Origin of the sequence: Veillonella sp. CHU732 (assembly GCF_003992085.1) — a bacterium.
GTDB lineage: Bacteria > Bacillota > Negativicutes > Veillonellales > Veillonellaceae > F0422.
On sequence record NZ_RQVC01000021.1, the window covers coordinates 15,063 to 30,108 of the forward strand.

30 protein-coding genes and 1 pseudogene are annotated in these 15,046 nt (G+C 40.5%); all 31 read right to left on the reverse strand.

Annotated features, from left to right (window positions below):
- Window positions 1–384 precede the first annotated feature (384 nt).
- Window positions 385–723: a 50S ribosomal protein L17 gene (rplQ, locus tag EO121_RS08065; RefSeq protein WP_009353923.1), complete on the reverse strand. Its 339-nt coding sequence runs from the start codon at window positions 721–723 to the stop codon at window positions 385–387.
- A 14-nt stretch (window positions 724–737) separates the two neighbouring features.
- Window positions 738–1,745 (reverse strand): DNA-directed RNA polymerase subunit alpha, encoded by a 1,008-nt coding sequence (locus tag EO121_RS08070; RefSeq protein ID WP_127160491.1) that lies wholly within the window; start codon window positions 1,743–1,745, stop codon window positions 738–740.
- Between the two features lie 51 nt (window positions 1,746–1,796).
- The gene (gene rpsK, locus EO121_RS08075) at window positions 1,797–2,186 is read right to left on the reverse strand and encodes a 30S ribosomal protein S11 (protein WP_009353912.1); all 390 of its coding nucleotides are present in this window, start codon (window positions 2,184–2,186) and stop codon (window positions 1,797–1,799) included.
- Between the two features lie 15 nt (window positions 2,187–2,201).
- Entirely contained in the window at window positions 2,202–2,570 is a 369-nt protein-coding gene (rpsM, locus tag EO121_RS08080) for a 30S ribosomal protein S13 (RefSeq protein ID WP_009353922.1), read from the reverse strand.
- A 22-nt stretch (window positions 2,571–2,592) separates the two neighbouring features.
- The gene (rpmJ, locus tag EO121_RS08085) at window positions 2,593–2,706 is read right to left on the reverse strand and encodes a 50S ribosomal protein L36 (protein ID WP_007391661.1); all 114 of its coding nucleotides are present in this window, start codon (window positions 2,704–2,706) and stop codon (window positions 2,593–2,595) included.
- Window positions 2,707–2,732: 26 nt separating this feature from the next.
- Window positions 2,733–2,951 carry a translation initiation factor IF-1 gene (gene infA / locus EO121_RS08090; RefSeq protein WP_009353944.1) on the reverse strand — a complete coding sequence of 73 codons (219 nt, stop codon included), beginning with the start codon at window positions 2,949–2,951 and terminating at the stop codon, window positions 2,733–2,735.
- 23 nt (window positions 2,952–2,974) lie between these two features.
- A complete protein-coding gene (gene map, locus EO121_RS08095) occupies window positions 2,975–3,745 on the reverse strand; it encodes a type I methionyl aminopeptidase (RefSeq protein WP_127167331.1) in 771 nt (256 codons plus the stop codon).
- Window positions 3,746–3,748: 3 nt separating this feature from the next.
- Window positions 3,749–4,312, reverse strand: a complete 564-nt coding sequence (locus tag EO121_RS08100; RefSeq protein ID WP_009353894.1) for an adenylate kinase — start codon at window positions 4,310–4,312, stop codon at window positions 3,749–3,751.
- Between the two features lie 11 nt (window positions 4,313–4,323).
- On the reverse strand, window positions 4,324–5,586 hold the full coding sequence (gene secY, locus EO121_RS08105; protein ID WP_127069344.1) for a preprotein translocase subunit SecY: 1,263 nt from the start codon (window positions 5,584–5,586) through the stop codon (window positions 4,324–4,326).
- A gap of 1 nt (window position 5,587) precedes the next feature.
- The gene (gene rplO, locus EO121_RS08110; protein WP_127167333.1) at window positions 5,588–6,028 is read right to left on the reverse strand and encodes a 50S ribosomal protein L15; all 441 of its coding nucleotides are present in this window, start codon (window positions 6,026–6,028) and stop codon (window positions 5,588–5,590) included.
- A gap of 19 nt (window positions 6,029–6,047) precedes the next feature.
- Entirely contained in the window at window positions 6,048–6,227 is a 180-nt protein-coding gene (gene rpmD / locus EO121_RS08115; protein WP_009353936.1) for a 50S ribosomal protein L30, read from the reverse strand.
- A 14-nt stretch (window positions 6,228–6,241) separates the two neighbouring features.
- On the reverse strand, window positions 6,242–6,742 hold the full coding sequence (rpsE, locus tag EO121_RS08120; protein ID WP_009353893.1) for a 30S ribosomal protein S5: 501 nt from the start codon (window positions 6,740–6,742) through the stop codon (window positions 6,242–6,244).
- Between the two features lie 18 nt (window positions 6,743–6,760).
- Window positions 6,761–7,123, reverse strand: coding sequence for a 50S ribosomal protein L18 (gene rplR, locus EO121_RS08125; protein ID WP_126939411.1), 363 nt, complete (start codon window positions 7,121–7,123; stop codon window positions 6,761–6,763).
- 31 nt (window positions 7,124–7,154) lie between these two features.
- Window positions 7,155–7,700: a 50S ribosomal protein L6 gene (gene rplF, locus EO121_RS08130; protein WP_127069343.1), complete on the reverse strand. Its 546-nt coding sequence runs from the start codon at window positions 7,698–7,700 to the stop codon at window positions 7,155–7,157.
- Between the two features lie 24 nt (window positions 7,701–7,724).
- On the reverse strand, window positions 7,725–8,123 hold the full coding sequence (gene rpsH, locus EO121_RS08135) for a 30S ribosomal protein S8 (protein WP_009353887.1): 399 nt from the start codon (window positions 8,121–8,123) through the stop codon (window positions 7,725–7,727).
- A gap of 28 nt (window positions 8,124–8,151) precedes the next feature.
- A complete protein-coding gene (gene rpsN, locus EO121_RS08140) occupies window positions 8,152–8,421 on the reverse strand; it encodes a 30S ribosomal protein S14 (protein WP_126938385.1) in 270 nt (89 codons plus the stop codon).
- Between the two features lie 17 nt (window positions 8,422–8,438).
- Window positions 8,439–8,978 carry a 50S ribosomal protein L5 gene (rplE, locus tag EO121_RS08145; protein WP_009353920.1) on the reverse strand — a complete coding sequence of 180 codons (540 nt, stop codon included), beginning with the start codon at window positions 8,976–8,978 and terminating at the stop codon, window positions 8,439–8,441.
- A gap of 28 nt (window positions 8,979–9,006) precedes the next feature.
- A complete protein-coding gene (gene rplX, locus EO121_RS08150; protein ID WP_009353903.1) occupies window positions 9,007–9,324 on the reverse strand; it encodes a 50S ribosomal protein L24 in 318 nt (105 codons plus the stop codon).
- Window positions 9,325–9,340: 16 nt separating this feature from the next.
- Complete coding sequence (gene rplN, locus EO121_RS08155) at window positions 9,341–9,709, reverse strand: 50S ribosomal protein L14 (protein WP_009353930.1); 369 nt, start codon at window positions 9,707–9,709, stop codon at window positions 9,341–9,343.
- A 24-nt stretch (window positions 9,710–9,733) separates the two neighbouring features.
- Window positions 9,734–9,994, reverse strand: a complete 261-nt coding sequence (gene rpsQ, locus EO121_RS08160; RefSeq protein WP_009353932.1) for a 30S ribosomal protein S17 — start codon at window positions 9,992–9,994, stop codon at window positions 9,734–9,736.
- 39 nt (window positions 9,995–10,033) lie between these two features.
- Window positions 10,034–10,234 carry a 50S ribosomal protein L29 gene (rpmC, locus tag EO121_RS08165; RefSeq protein ID WP_009353915.1) on the reverse strand — a complete coding sequence of 67 codons (201 nt, stop codon included), beginning with the start codon at window positions 10,232–10,234 and terminating at the stop codon, window positions 10,034–10,036.
- Window positions 10,224–10,661, reverse strand: a complete 438-nt coding sequence (gene rplP, locus EO121_RS08170; RefSeq protein ID WP_009353916.1) for a 50S ribosomal protein L16 — start codon at window positions 10,659–10,661, stop codon at window positions 10,224–10,226. Before rplP ends, rpmC begins: the two co-directional genes overlap by 11 nt.
- Window positions 10,661–11,326 (reverse strand): 30S ribosomal protein S3, encoded by a 666-nt coding sequence (gene rpsC, locus EO121_RS08175; protein WP_009353925.1) that lies wholly within the window; start codon window positions 11,324–11,326, stop codon window positions 10,661–10,663. Before rpsC ends, rplP begins: the two co-directional genes overlap by 1 nt.
- An 18-nt stretch (window positions 11,327–11,344) precedes the next feature.
- A complete protein-coding gene (rplV, locus tag EO121_RS08180) occupies window positions 11,345–11,680 on the reverse strand; it encodes a 50S ribosomal protein L22 (protein WP_126939415.1) in 336 nt (111 codons plus the stop codon).
- An 11-nt stretch (window positions 11,681–11,691) separates the two neighbouring features.
- Window positions 11,692–11,973 carry a 30S ribosomal protein S19 gene (gene rpsS / locus EO121_RS08185; RefSeq protein ID WP_126938380.1) on the reverse strand — a complete coding sequence of 94 codons (282 nt, stop codon included), beginning with the start codon at window positions 11,971–11,973 and terminating at the stop codon, window positions 11,692–11,694.
- A gap of 22 nt (window positions 11,974–11,995) precedes the next feature.
- Window positions 11,996–12,826 carry a 50S ribosomal protein L2 gene (gene rplB, locus EO121_RS08190; RefSeq protein WP_126938379.1) on the reverse strand — a complete coding sequence of 277 codons (831 nt, stop codon included), beginning with the start codon at window positions 12,824–12,826 and terminating at the stop codon, window positions 11,996–11,998.
- A gap of 23 nt (window positions 12,827–12,849) precedes the next feature.
- Window positions 12,850–13,134 carry a 50S ribosomal protein L23 gene (gene rplW / locus EO121_RS08195; protein WP_127160494.1) on the reverse strand — a complete coding sequence of 95 codons (285 nt, stop codon included), beginning with the start codon at window positions 13,132–13,134 and terminating at the stop codon, window positions 12,850–12,852.
- Window positions 13,134–13,757 (reverse strand): 50S ribosomal protein L4, encoded by a 624-nt coding sequence (gene rplD / locus EO121_RS08200; RefSeq protein ID WP_127069341.1) that lies wholly within the window; start codon window positions 13,755–13,757, stop codon window positions 13,134–13,136. The genes rplW and rplD overlap by 1 nt, the downstream gene beginning before the upstream one ends.
- A gap of 25 nt (window positions 13,758–13,782) precedes the next feature.
- On the reverse strand, window positions 13,783–14,424 hold the full coding sequence (gene rplC, locus EO121_RS08205; protein ID WP_009353879.1) for a 50S ribosomal protein L3: 642 nt from the start codon (window positions 14,422–14,424) through the stop codon (window positions 13,783–13,785).
- Between the two features lie 19 nt (window positions 14,425–14,443).
- The gene (rpsJ, locus tag EO121_RS08210; RefSeq protein WP_009353924.1) at window positions 14,444–14,755 is read right to left on the reverse strand and encodes a 30S ribosomal protein S10; all 312 of its coding nucleotides are present in this window, start codon (window positions 14,753–14,755) and stop codon (window positions 14,444–14,446) included.
- 159 nt (window positions 14,756–14,914) lie between these two features.
- Window positions 14,915–15,046: pseudogene (gene tuf, locus EO121_RS08215) on the reverse strand (elongation factor Tu); the annotation flags it as partial.

The following is a 15,046-nucleotide window of genomic DNA, read 5'->3' on the forward strand; positions in this document are numbered from 1 at the left end:
TTGGCCATATGAATCACATACTACGACGATTTCAAATACATCTATACTACAACAGCGACTCCATCCCACGGGACAGAGTCGCTGCTTTCATGTATTCAATTCATTTTATTTCGCCTCTATACTATATGTTATCAAACCTAAAAAATAGATCTATAACATCATTATGGTAGCAAAGAGAATACGCTATGGGTTGCGTCATTCTGAACACTTCAGAGTCCGTATACTTCTATTGAGGAAAAAGAATAGCACTAGCTATTTCAATAACTAGTGCTAAGAGCTTTTTATATGAGCAGCCCCCCACATTTGCCAAAGAGCCCTTAAAAAGCAAAAAAGGCTGCAACAGAATGAGTGAAACTCATCCTATCACAACCAGATTGCTGTTGATTATACAAGCTCAAGAATAGCCAATGGAGCTGCATCGCCTTTACGAAGGCCAAGTTTGATTACACGAGTGTAACCACCGTTGCGCTCAGCATATTTTGGAGCAATTTCATCAAATAATTTTTTTACTGCATCTTCGTTCATAAGAAAAGCAAGAACTTGACGACGAGCATGTAAGTCGCCACGTTTGCCCAATGTAATCATTTCATCAACATATTTGCGAAGCTCTTTTGCTTTTGCTTCTGTTGTTTCAATGCGTTCATGTACGAAGAGAGATGTTACCATACCGCGGAACAACGCTTTACGAGCGGAACTGTTGCGGCCTAATTTTCTGTATGCCATTAGTCTTTCTCCTCTTATTCGCTTTGAGATGTTAAGGAATCATTACTCTCATTGTAAGATTGTAATTTCTCTAGAATTTCTTCTACAGATTTTTTCCCTAAATTGCGGATTTTTCCTAATTCGTCTTCTGTTTTACCAGTTAAGTCACCGATAGTATGAATGTTAGCGCGTTTCAAACAGTTGAAAGCACGAACAGACAACTCAAGATCTTCAATAGGAATTGTCGTTGGTCCTTTAGGTTCAGCATCAATATCGCCACCTTCTTGACCATTTGCACTTGTTAATTCTGCTTCACTTTCCCCTACATTGATCATATCATGAGAATGAGCTAGTCGAGTAAAGTTTCCTAGATAGGAAATCATGATTGCTGCAGATTTAGCAATTGCATCAGATGCTGTAATAGAACCATTTGTCCAAACTTCTAAAGTAAGCTTATCAAAGTCCATTTCGTTGCCCACACGGACATCACTGACTTCATATTTTGCTCTTAGAATTGGCGAGAAGATAGAATCAATTGGAATTTGACCAATCATATCATCTTCACGTTTATTCTTAGTAGATGGTACATATCCTTTACCGCGTTCGATACGCACATCCATTACAAGATGAGCTGCTTCATCCATTGTAGCAATTACCAATTCTGGATTTAAGACTTCGATTTCAGGAGGCATGAATTGAATCAAATCACCTGCTGTTAATACTCCATCTTTACGAACATCGATATGTACATCCATCGGTACAGGTGCTTCCTCTTCAAGACGAATGCACAACTGTTTAAGGTTCAGAATAATATCGGATACATCCTCACGAACACCTTCAATCGTAGAGAACTCATGAAGTACTCCGTCAATCTTGATGGAAGTAATTGCTGCTCCATCTAAGGATGAAAGCAAAATGCGACGCAAGCTATTACCGAGAGTAATACCATAACCACGATCCAATGGCTCGCATACGAATTTACCGTAGCGGCCATCTTCAGTCATTACTACTTTCTCGATTCTAAGTTTTTTTTCTTCGCTCATCAGGTATACCCTCCTCTAAAACTTGTCACTTTTCTAAGTATATAGCTCAGATTATACGCGACGACGTTTTGGAGGACGACAGCCGTTATGAGGAATTGGAGTCACATCTTTAATGCTTGTTACTTCAAGACCAGCTGCTTGCAACGCACGAATCGCTGCTTCACGACCAGATCCTGGACCTTTAACAAATACTTCTACAGTGCGAAGACCGTGTTCCATAGCTGCTTTTGCCGCTTGTTCAGCTGCCATTTGTGCTGCAAATGGAGTGGATTTACGGGAACCACGGAAACCTAGACCACCAGCAGATGCCCAAGAAAGAGCATTACCGTTTACGTCTGTTACTGTAACGATAGTGTTGTTAAAAGTGGAGCGAATATGCGCTGCACCAGATTCGATATGTTTCTTTTCTTTTCTTTTGGATCTAACTGTTTTCTTAGCCACAATATCCCTCCTTTATTATTTCTTCTTACCTGCGATTGCTTTACGAGGACCCTTACGAGTACGAGCATTTGTCTTCGTACGTTGACCACGACATGGAAGTCCCATACGATGACGTTTACCGCGATAGGAGTTGATTTCAATTAAGCGTTTAATGTTAAGTGCTTCTTCACGACGAAGATCACCTTCTACTTTATACTCTGCATCAAGAAGTTCACGGATTTTAGCTACTTCATCTTCACTTAAATCACGAACGCGAGTATCTGGGTTGATACCAGTTTTAGCTAATACTTCTTTAGAAAGAGTAAGACCGATACCGTAAATATAAGTTAAACCAATTTCCACACGTTTGTCACGTGGTAAATCTACACCGGCTATACGTGCCATCTATTCATCCACCTCCTATCAATTATCCTTGTTTTTGTTTATGTTTTGGGTTTTCGCAAATAACCATTACGCGGCCTTTACGTTTAATAATTTTACATTTTTCGCATATCTTTTTAACTGATGGTTTAACCTTCATAAGTACCTCCTTTGTGGATCCTATGCTTACTTAAAGCGATAGGTGATGCGACCACGGCTTAAGTCATATGGTGTCAGTTCCATAGTAACTTTATCACCAGGAAGGATACGGATAAAATTCATACGCATTTTACCTGACACATGAGCCAAAACCACATGACCATTTTCCAATTCTACTTGGAACATAGCATTTGGTAATGCCTCAACGACCGTACCTTCCACTTCAATAACGTCTTCTTTTGACATATCTTTTATCCTCCGGTTACTGGTTATTGTATTAACCTCGGTGTATCACGCATAGTAAGTATTTCAGTACCATTTTCAGTAATGGCAATGGTATGTTCAAAGTGAGCAGCTGGCTTACGGTCCATTGTGACCGCAGTCCAGTTGTCTTCAAGAACTCTTACTTTGTGCGTGCCCATAGTAATCATTGGCTCAATACAGATGACCATTCCTGGTCTAAGTTCTGGACCTTTGCCCTTAGTACCATAATTTGGAACTTGTGGATCTTCATGCATGTTTTTTCCTAAACCATGGCCTACAAAATCTCGCACAACACCATATCTATGACGTTCTGCATGAGATTGTACTGCATGGGAAATATCTCCTATATGATTACCAGCTACAGCTTGTTCAATCCCTTTGAAAAGACATTCTTCTGTAACTTTTAGCAATGCATGTACTTTAGGACTTACTTCTCCTACAGGAACTGTAATGGCAGAGTCTCCATGATATCCATTAATGGATGATACTAAATCAATGCTGATGACATCGCCATCTTTTAGTATACGAGATGCACTTGGAATCCCATGTACCACTTCATGATTTATGGAAGCACAGATAGTTGCTGGATACCCATAGTAACCAATGCAGCTTGGAATTCCTCCATGACTGCGAATATATTCTTCGGCAAATTGGTCTAACTCAAGCGTTGATACGCCCGGCTTTACTAGTTTAGCAAGCTCGGTTAACGTCGCTGCTGTCAGTTGAGATGCCTTTCGGATATGCTCAATTTCTTCGGGCGATTTAAAAATAATCATTGATTATTTCTCCAAAGCCGTAACGATATTTGCAAATACTGTGTCCACATCCTGTAAGCCGTTGATTTCTACATATTGACCGCTATTACGGTAGTAATCGATCAATGGTTTAGTAGACTCTTCGTATACAGCAAGACGTTTCTGTACTGTTTCCGGTTTGTCATCATCACGATTTTCAAGACGTGCTCTTTCACTGATGCGTCGAACCAACTCTTCAGAAGGAACACTCAAATTAAGTACAGCATCAAGAACGATGTTCATTTCTTTTAAAATCGCATCCAAGGAAACAGCTTGTGCTGTAGTTCGAGGGAAGCCATCTAAAATGAAACCTTGTTTACAGTCATCCTTGGACAAGCGTTCACGAACGATGCCAATGGTAACGCTATCTGGAACAAGTTGTCCAGCATCCATATATTTCTTAGCTTCTAATCCTAATGGAGTAGATTCTTTTACAGCGGCACGGAACATGTCACCTGTAGAAATTTGAGGGATACCATATTTTTCAATCAGACGAGCTGCCTGCGTGCCTTTACCAGCACCTGGAGGTCCCATTAATAAAATATACATATCATAATCTCCTATTTCACAAAGCCCTTATATTGGCGTGTTAATACTAAAGATTCTACTTGTTGCATTGTATCTAATGCTACGCCCACTACGATGAGTAGTGCTGTACCACCAAAGTACACACCTTGAATGCCTGTCAATCCACCAATCATATTCGGTAAGATTGCAACGAAAGCTAAGAAAAATGCACCTACTAGTGTAATTCGAGTCATTACTCGGTCTACATAGTCAGCAGTCGGTTTTCCTGGGCGAATACCTGGAATAAAACCACCGTGTTTTTTCATATTATCTGCCATATCCGTAATATTGATTGAGATAGCTGTATAGAAGTATGTAAAAAATAAAATCAATACAGCATACAAAATAGTTTGTATCGGTGTTCCCCATTGGAAATAACTTGCTACAGTTTGTACCCAAGGCACTTGTACAAATTGTGCCAATGTAGCTGGGAACATCAATATGGATGACGCAAAGATAATTGGGATAACCCCTGCTTGATTGACTTTCAAAGGCAGGAATGTTGAGTGACCACCATACATTTTTCGTCCTACCACACGTTTAGCATATTGGATAGGGATACGACGTTGGCCTTGTGTCACAGCAATTACAAGAACGATCATAGCTACCGCGATGATAGCAAATAGAATCGCTTGAAATACATTAATTGTACCTACTTGTAGGTATTGGTATATAGTTTGAACCCCATCAGGGAATCGTGCTACGATACCAGCAAAGATAATGAGTGAAATACCATTACCTATGCCATGAGCTGTAATTTGTTCCCCCACCCACATCAACAAGCATGTACCTGCTGTAAGGATGATGGAAATCAAAATGACAGACATAAAGCTATTGTCTATAAGCGCATTGCTTGCACGTAGTGCATAGGTCATACCAAAGGCTTGAATAAAGCCAAGGATCACTGTGCCATAACGTGTTACTTTTGCAATTTTTTTACGCCCTTCTTCTCCATCTTTACTCCATGCTTCAAATGTTGGTACTACAGCCCCTAACAATTGCATGATAATCGATGCATTGATATAAGGTGTAATACTCATTGCAAAGATAGAGAATTTACTTAACGCACCACCGGCGAACAAATCTAGTAAACCAAATAGGTTACCACTGGTGAATAAGCTTTCAATAACAGATGCCTCTACGCCAGGTACCGGGATATGGATACCTAAGCGAAAGACAATGAACATAAGTAATGTATAGACTACTTTGTTGCGTAATTCCGTTACTTTTGTGATGTTCAAGAGGCTATCTAGCACCCTAGATCACCTCTACTTTTCCACCTGCTGCTTCGATTTTTTCTACTGCAGATTTTGTAAAGCCGTTAGCGATAACAGTTAATTTACGTTCTAAAGTTCCGTTACCAAGGATACGGATGCCATCACGTACGTTTTTCAAAATACCAGCTTCAATAAGAGCTACTGGATCTACAGTTGCACCGTCTTCGAAACGATTCAATTGGGATACATTAACTTCTGCATATTGAAGTGCAAAGATATTTTTGAAACCACGTTTTGGTAAACGACGATAAAGAGGCATTTGGCCACCTTCGAAGCCAGTGCGCACACCGCCACCACTACGAGAATTTTGACCTTTTTGACCACGACCGGAAGTTTTACCTAAACCGGATCCAAGACCACGACCTACACGAGTACGAGTTTTTTTGGAACCTGCAGCCGGAGCTAATTCATGAAATTTCATTCGTGCACCTCCTTATCTATTATACTTCTTCTACTTTTACTAAATGTCTAACTTTGTGAAGCATACCTTCGATTTGAGGTGTCACTTCTTTAACTACTTGGGAGTTAGTTTTTTTCAATCCAAGAGCTTTAACAGTCGCACGTTGATCTGCAGGACGACCGATTAAGCTTTTTGTTAATGTTACTTTAACTTGTGCCATTATTGGTCTCCTTATTAACCGTAAATTTCTTCAAGAGTTTTGCCACGAAGTGCCGCCACGTCTTGAGCTCGTTTTAATTGAGCTAAACCTTCTAGTGTTGCGCGAACCATGTTGTTAGGATTAGAAGATCCTAAGGATTTAGTCAAGATGTTACGAACACCAACTAATTCCAATACGGCACGAACTGGGCCACCAGCGATAACTCCAGTACCTTCTGCAGCTGGTTTCAAGAATACGCGACCTGCGCCGAATGTTCCTGTAACTGTATGAGGGATTGTACCATTTTTAATAACAACATGAATAAGGTTTTTCTTAGCATCATCAATGCCTTTACGGATTGCATCAGGTACTTCCGCAGCTTTACCTAAGCCAACACCTACATGACCGTTGCCGTCACCAACAACTACAAGGGCGCTGAAGGAAAAACGACGACCACCTTTAACAACTTTGGCTACGCGGTTGATGAATACTACTCTTTCTTTAAGATCAAGAGTTGTGTAATCAATTCTTGCCATGTCTATAGTTCCTCCTTCTTAGAATTTTAAGCCTGCTTCACGAGCGCCTTCTGCAAGGGCTGCTACACGACCATGATAAATGTAACCACCGCGGTCGAATACTACTGTATCGATACCTGCAGCAATTGCTTTTTTCGCAACAGCTTCACCAACTGCTTTAGCAGCAGCTACGTTACCGCCGTAGGAAAGATTTAATTCTTTATCTTGAGAGCTAGCAGATACTAATGTTTTGCCAGCTACGTCATCAATGACTTGAGCATAAATATTGCTTAAAGAACGGAATACGTTCAAGCGAGGACGTGCAGCCGTACCAGAAATGTGACGACGTAAACGTAAATGACGTTTTGCACGAGCAATTTTGCGTTTGGATGTTCCTGCCAAGATGTCCACTCCTTTCTAATGTAAACTGTTATTACTTACCTTTAGCGCCAGCTTTACCTGCTTTACGACGAACAACTTCGCCTTCGTAACGAATACCTTTACCTTTGTAAGGTTCTGGTTTTCTCCATTTACGAATATCAGCTGCTACTGCACCAACAACTTCTTTGTCAGCACCAGAAACAACGATTTTATTAGGAGCTGGGACATCGATTGTAATACCAGCAGGAGCTTCCATCTCTACTGGATGGGAGAAGCCCAATGTTAAAGCAAGTTTATTACCTTGCTTAGCCGCTCTGTAACCAACGCCATTGATTTCTAAAGTTTTAGTAAAGCCTTCATGTACGCCTGTTACCATGTTAGCAACAAGAGCACGAGTTAAACCGTGTAAAGAACGGTGTTCTTTTCCATCGCTAGGACGAGTTACTGTGATTACATTTTCTTCAACAGCAATGTTAATATCCGGATGGAAAGTACGAGTTAATTCACCTTTTGCACCCTTAACTGTTAACGTATGCTCGTTTTGAGTTACCGTTACGCCAGCTGGGATCTCGATAGGCATTCTACCGACACGTGACATTCTTTCTACCTCCTATTGCTATGATTACCAAACGTAAGCGATTACTTCGCCACCTAAACCTTCTTTACGAGCTTGTTTGTCGCTCATAATGCCTTTAGATGTAGAAATAACTGCGATACCTAAACCACCTAAAACGCGAGGAAGTTCTTCCTTTTTCGCGTATACACGTAGGCCTGGTTTAGAGATACGTTTAATACCGGTAATTACTTTTTCATTATTAGAACCATATTTCAATGTTACTTTTAAAGTAGCATGTTTTTCATTTTCAATTGTTTCAACTTCCTTAACAAAACCTTCGTCTTTAAGGATAGCTAAAACAGCAGCCTTCATTTTAGAAGCAGGGATTTCAACTGTTTCATGAAGTGCAGAGTTTGCATTACGGATGCGAGTCAGCATATCCGCAATCGGATCTGTCATTACCATCTTCTAAAAACCTCCTCTCGTTATCCTATTACCAACTAGCTTTTTTCACGCCAGGGATTTGTCCTTTGTACGCCAATTCACGGAACGCAATACGGCTAATACCGAATTTACGCATATAACCATGAGGACGACCTGTTAAGTTGCAACGGTTGTGCAAGCGTGTTGGGGATGCGTTGGCAGGTAATTTGGATAAACCTTCATAATCGCCTGCTGCTTTTAACGCTTCGCGTTTTGCTGCATATTTTGCAACGATACGTGCACGTTTTTTCTCACGTTCGATCATAGATTTTTTAGCCATCTATCGTTTCCTCCTAATTATTTTTCAAAAGGCATGCCGAATTGTGCCAATAATTCACGAGCTTCTTCGTCAGTGTTAGCTGTTGTTACGAAGATAATATCCATACCTGTTACTCGTTCTACTTGATCGTATTCGATTTCAGGGAAGATTAATTGCTCTTTTAGGCCTAATGCATAGTTACCACGACCATCAAACGCTTTAGCGCTGATACCACGGAAGTCACGCACGCGAGGCAATGCCGCATTAATCAATTTATCGAGGAATTCATACATGCGTTCGCCACGAAGAGTTACTTTTGTGCCAAGAGGCATACCTTCACGAACTTTGAAGTTCGCAATGGATTTTTTCGCGCGAGTTACGACTGGTTTTTGACCAGCGATAATTTCTAAATCTTTAACAGCTGCGTCTAATGCTTTGGAGTTACCAACAGCATCGCCTACGCCGATATTGATTACGATTTTTTCTAATTTAGGAATTTCCATTACGTTGCCATATTGGAATTTCTCTTGTAAAGCCTTCTTAATTTCAGAAGTATATTTTTCTTGTAAACGAGACATTTTGTAAAAGACCTCCTTTCCTTATCAATTAAAGTTTAGCGCCACTTTTAACAGCTACACGAACTAAAGAACCATTTTCCTCAACTTTTTTAGTACGAGTTGGTACTTTTTGTTCAGGATCTAACACCATTACGTTGGATACATGGATTGTACCTTCTTTTTCAATGATGCCACCTTGAGGGTTCGCTTGGCTAGGTTTTGTATGACGTTTAACTAGGTTAAGACCTTTTACAGTTACTCGTTCTTTTTTGATATCAACAGCGATGATTTCGCCTTGTTTACCTTTTTCCTTGCCGGAGATAACAACAACTGTATCACCTTTTTTAACATGTAGTTTTTGGGACATGTTGAGCTCCTCCTTCTTATAACACTTCTGGAGCAAGGGAGATAATTTTCATGAAGTCTTTTTCACGAAGTTCTCTTGCTACAGGTCCGAAAATACGAGTTCCGCGAGGGCTTTTGTCGTCTTTAATAACTACAGCAGCGTTCTCATCGAAACGGATATAGGAACCATCTTGACGACGGATACCTTTTTTAGAACGAACAATAACGGCTTTTACAACGTCGCCTTTCTTGACAACGCCACCGGGTGATGCATCTTTTACAGAAGCAACGATTACGTCACCAATATTGCCAAATTTACGGTAAGAACCGCCCATCACTTGGATGCACATAATGCGTTTCGCACCAGTGTTATCGGCAACATTCAAAATTGTTTGTTGCTGGATCATGACTTTTCCTCCTTACATCACTGATTATTTTTGTCTTTCAATAATTTCTACAACTCTCCAACGTTTATCTTTAGATAATGGACGAGTTTCTACGATTTTTACGATATCGCCAACTAAGCATTCGTTATTTTCATCATGAGCTTTAAAACGTTTGCTTGTTACCATTGGCTTGCTATATAATTCGTGAGGTACTTTACGATCGATTTGTACAACAACTGTTTTATCCATTTTGTTGCTTACAACTTTACCTACACGTGCTTTTCGTACATTTCTTACTTCTGCCACGACTTTAAGCCTCCTATTCAATCCAAACAAAATTTGTTATTATGCGTTACCTTTAATTTCTTCTTCTCGTTGTACAGTTTTGATACGAGCGATAGTTTTTTTAACTTCACGGATACGCATTGGATTTTCTAATTGACCAGTAGCGAGTTGAAAACGTAGGTTAAACAACTCTTCTTTCAATTCGGAAACTTTAGTGTTCAACTCGGCAGCGCTCAAATTGCGAATGTCATTAACCTTCATTTACGTCACCACCCAATTCTTTACCCTTAACAACGAACTTCGTTTTGATTGGAAGTTTATGGCTTGCAAGACGCATAGCTTCACGAGCCACAACTTCTGGTACGCCGTTCATTTCAAACATTACACGTCCTGGGCGAACTACTGCTACCCATTTTTCTGGAGAACCTTTACCGGAACCCATACGAACGCCTGCTGGTTTTGCAGTGATTGGTTTATCAGGGAAAATTTTAATCCAAACTTTACCACCACGTTTAATGTAACGTGTCATAGCAATACGGGCTGCTTCGATTTGACGGTTTGTGATCCAAGATGGCTCTAATGCTACTAAACCGAAATCACCATGAGCAACTTTGTTACCACGCATTGCACGGCCTTTCATACGACCGCGGAATTGTTTACGATGTTTTACGCGCTTTGGAATTAGCATTAGTTGTCACCTTCTTCCTTTTTAGATGTTTGTTTAGCTTCTGGCAAAACTTCACCTTTGTAGATCCATACTTTAATACCGATGCAACCATATGTTGTATGTGCTTCTGCTGTTGCATAATCGATATTTGCACGAAGTGTGTGAAGTGGAATGGAACCTTCACGGTAAGATTCGCTACGAGCGATCTCTGCACCGCCAAGACGACCGGATACCATTACTTTGATACCGTTAGCGCCTAAACGCATAGTGCGACCTACTGCTTGTTTCATTGCACGACGGAAGCTTACACGGCGTTCCAATTGGCTAGCAATACTTTCAGCAACAAGTTGAGCTTCCATATCTACTTGTTTAATTTCAGCAATGTTTACATCGATTTGTTTATCTGTAAAACGTTTCAATTCTTTACGGATATCTTCTATACCTTGTCCACCTTTACCGATAACCATACCTGGTTTAGCAGTGTGGATAGTTACTTTAATACGTTTGTTTGTACGCTCAATTTCAATGCGGGAAATACCAGCAATGAAAAGTGTTTTCTTCAAGAAGGTACGAATTTTTACGTCTTCATGAAGGTTAGATGCGAAATCTTTATCAGCATACCATTTTGCGTCCCAATCTTTTACGATACCAACACGCAAGCCATGTGGATTTACTTTTTGACCCACTCTGTTTCCCTCCTTCGATTAAGCTCTTTCTTTAACAACTACTGTTACGTGGCTAGAACGTTTCAAAATTTTGAAAGCCTGTCCACGGGAACGAGGATGAATGCGTTTCATTGTTGGACCTTGATCAACGAAGATCTCAGACACATAAAGATTTTCTACATTCATGTCAAAATTGTGTTCTGCATTTGCGATAGCAGATGTCAAAACTTTAGTTACTACATCGGCGCCAACTTTCGGAGTAAACTTCAAGATGGCAAATGCTTCGCCGATGTTTTTACCGCGCACTAAATCTGCAACGATGCGGATTTTACGAGGCGCAATACGAATATGTCTAGCGATTGCTTTTGCTTCCATGTTAAATCCTCCTATTTTCTGCCTGTAGTTTTTTCGTCCTTACCATGACCTTTATAAGTACGTGTAGGAGCGAATTCACCTAATTTATGACCTACCATATCTTCTGTAATGAATACAGGTACATGTTTGCGACCATCATGCACAGCAATCGTATGGCCTACAAATTGTGGGAAAATAGTAGATGCACGGGACCAGGTTTTTACTACTTTTTTATCATTAGTTTCATTTAAGGCATCAATTTTTTTCAGAAGAGATTCTGCAACAAAAGGGCCTTTTTTAATTGATCTGGACACTGTTATATCTCCTTCCTATATCCTATTTTGTACGACGTTTAACGATTAACTTGCTAGAAGCTTTTTTCTTGTCGCGAGTTTTAACGCCATGAGCTGGTTTACCCCAAGGTGTAACAGGATGTTTACGACCAACTGGAGATTTACCTTCACCACCACCATGTGGATGGTCACAAGGGTTCATTGTAACACCGCGGTTGCCAGGACGAATGCCTTTCCAACGTTGACGACCAGCTTTACCAATAGTGATATTTTCATGGTCAATGTTAGATACAACACCTACTGTAGCACGGCATTCTACACGTACACGACGAAGTTCACCAGATGGTAAACGAAGTAATGCGTAGTTGCCTTCTTTCGCCATTAATTGAGCGGAAGTACCAGCAGAACGAACGATTTGTCCGCCTTTACCGATTTTCATTTCGATGTTGTGTACTTGAGTACCCAATGGGATATTAGCCAATGGTAACGCGTTACCTGGTTTAATATCGGATTCAGGACCGGAGTAAACTACATCACCCACTTTAAGACCATGTGGAGCAATGATATAACGTTTTTCGCCATCTGCATAGTTTAACAATGCGATACGAGCACTACGGTTAGGATCGTATTCGATTGTAGCTACGCGAGCTGGGATATTATCTTTAGTACGTTTGAAGTCAATAATACGGTATTGACGTTTATGACCGCCACCTTGATGACGTACTGTCATTTTACCAGTGTTATTACGACCACCTTTAGAAGTTACTTTTGCGAGCAAGGATTTTTCAGGTTTGCTTGCTGTAATTTCAGTAAAGGCAGACACTGTCATAAACCGACGACCAGCGGAGTACGGTTTAAATGATTTAATTGCCATTATTGGGCCTCCTTACTAGACTCTTATACACCTTCAAATAATTCAATAGTTTCGCCCGCTTTAAGAGTTACGATAGCTTTTTTGTAATCGCTACGTTTACCCATTGTGCGACCCATGCGTTTAGTTTTTCCTAATACACGGATAGTGGCTACTTTTTCTACTTTTACGTTGAAGATAGATTCAACAGCTTTACGGATTTCTACTTTGTTCGCAGTCAAAGGAACTTGGAAAGTGTATTTGTTTTCTTGCATTAACAAAGTTGTTTTTTCTGTAATGATTGGACGAATTAATACATCAAATTTGTTCATTATCCAAGCACCTCCTCAATTTTTGCAATAGCACCTTCAGCGATGAAGAGTTTGTCGTGGTGCAATAAATCGAAGATATTGATGTTCGTGTATGGAAGCGCTTTAACACCTTGAATGTTACGAGCGGACAATTCCACATTTACATCACCATCAGTGATGAAAAGAACTTTTGCGTCACCAACTTTGAAGTTGTTAAGGATGTTTAATACATCTTTAGTTTTTGGTGCGGCTAATTTCAATTCGTCGATTACGAACAATTCGCTGTGATTTACTTTATCAGATAATGCAGATTTAACTGCTAAGCGTCTAGCTTTACGAGGCATAGCTTTATAGTAGCTACGTGGTTGTGGACCAAAAGTGATACCACCACCTACCCAAATTGGGGAACGGCTAGAACCAGCACGAGCACGGCCTGTACCTTTTTGTCTCCAAGGTTTTTTACCGCCACCGCGTACTTCTCCTCGAGTTTTAGTTGCATGTGTACCAAGTCGTTCGTTAGACAATTGACGAACTACGGCTTGATGCATAACAGCAGCGTTTACTTCAACACCGAATACTGCATCATTCAACTGGATTTCGCCGACTTTAGCGCCGGACATGTTGTATTTAGTTACTGTTGGCATTATGTATCCTCCTTTCGACAATTAGTTATTTAACAGGTTTTACTGTGTTGCGAACCATCACTAGGCTACCTTTAGCACCAGGGATGCCACCTTTGATTAATAAAAGGTTACGTTCAGTATCAACTTTTACAACAGATAGACGTTGTACAGTAACTCTGCCACCACCCATTTGTCCAGGAAGTTTTTTACCTTTAAATACTTTACCGCCGCCACCGGAGATCATTGGACCGATGGAACCTGGTTCACGATGAGATTTGGAACCATGAGTTTCAGGACCACGGCTAAAGTTATGACGCTTAATTGTACCAGCGAAACCTTTACCTTTACCTGTACCCACAACATCTACTAGCTCACCTTCTGCGAAGATATCAGCTGCCAGAGTTTGGCCCACTGTGTAATCAGTTGCTTCAGCAAGGCGAAGTTCACGAAGATATTTAACTGGCGCAACGCCGGCTTTATCGAACTGGCCTTTTACAGGTTTAGTTAAATGTTTTTCTTTAATGGAACCGTAACCAAGCTGTACTGCATTGTAACCGTCGGATTCAACAGTTTTTACTTGCACTACTACGCTAGGTGTAGTTTCCACTACAGTGACAGGAACTAGTTTGCCTTCAGTTGTGAAGACTTGAGTCATTCCTAACTTTTTACCCAAAATAGCTTTAGACATAATCGCACCTCCTTATTTCTTATAATTTTATTTCAATAGATACACCAGCTGGCAAATCAAGGCGAGTGATTGCATCTACTGTTTTCGAATTTGGTTCAATAATTTCTACTAAGCGTTTATGTGTACGCATTTCGAATTGTTCACGAGAGTCTTTGTTAACATGTGGAGAACGAAGAATCGTGAAAATGTTTTTTTCTGTAGGCAATGGAATTGGTCCAGAAACCAACGCGCCATTGCGTTTTGCAACGTCTACAATACGTTGAGCACTTTGATCCAATGCTTTGTGATCATATGCTTTCAAGCGAATACGGATTTTTTGTTGTTTTGCCATTGTTATATATCTCCCTTCGTCCATTTCCAGAATGAACTGCTCCATAGAAATTCTCCCTCGCAAGGGCAACCTTCTATATCATAGTTTATACACAACCTAAGAGCGGCAGGTTTGCCGCTCCTCGATTGCACGGTTTATATAGATAATCTTTCAGTCAGATTATGCTTCGATAGCTGTAACAACACCAGCGCCTACTGTATGGCCACCTTCGCGGATCGCGAAACGTAAACCTTCTTCAATAGCGATTGGAGTGATAAGCTCGATGTTCATAGTGATGTTATCACCAGGCAT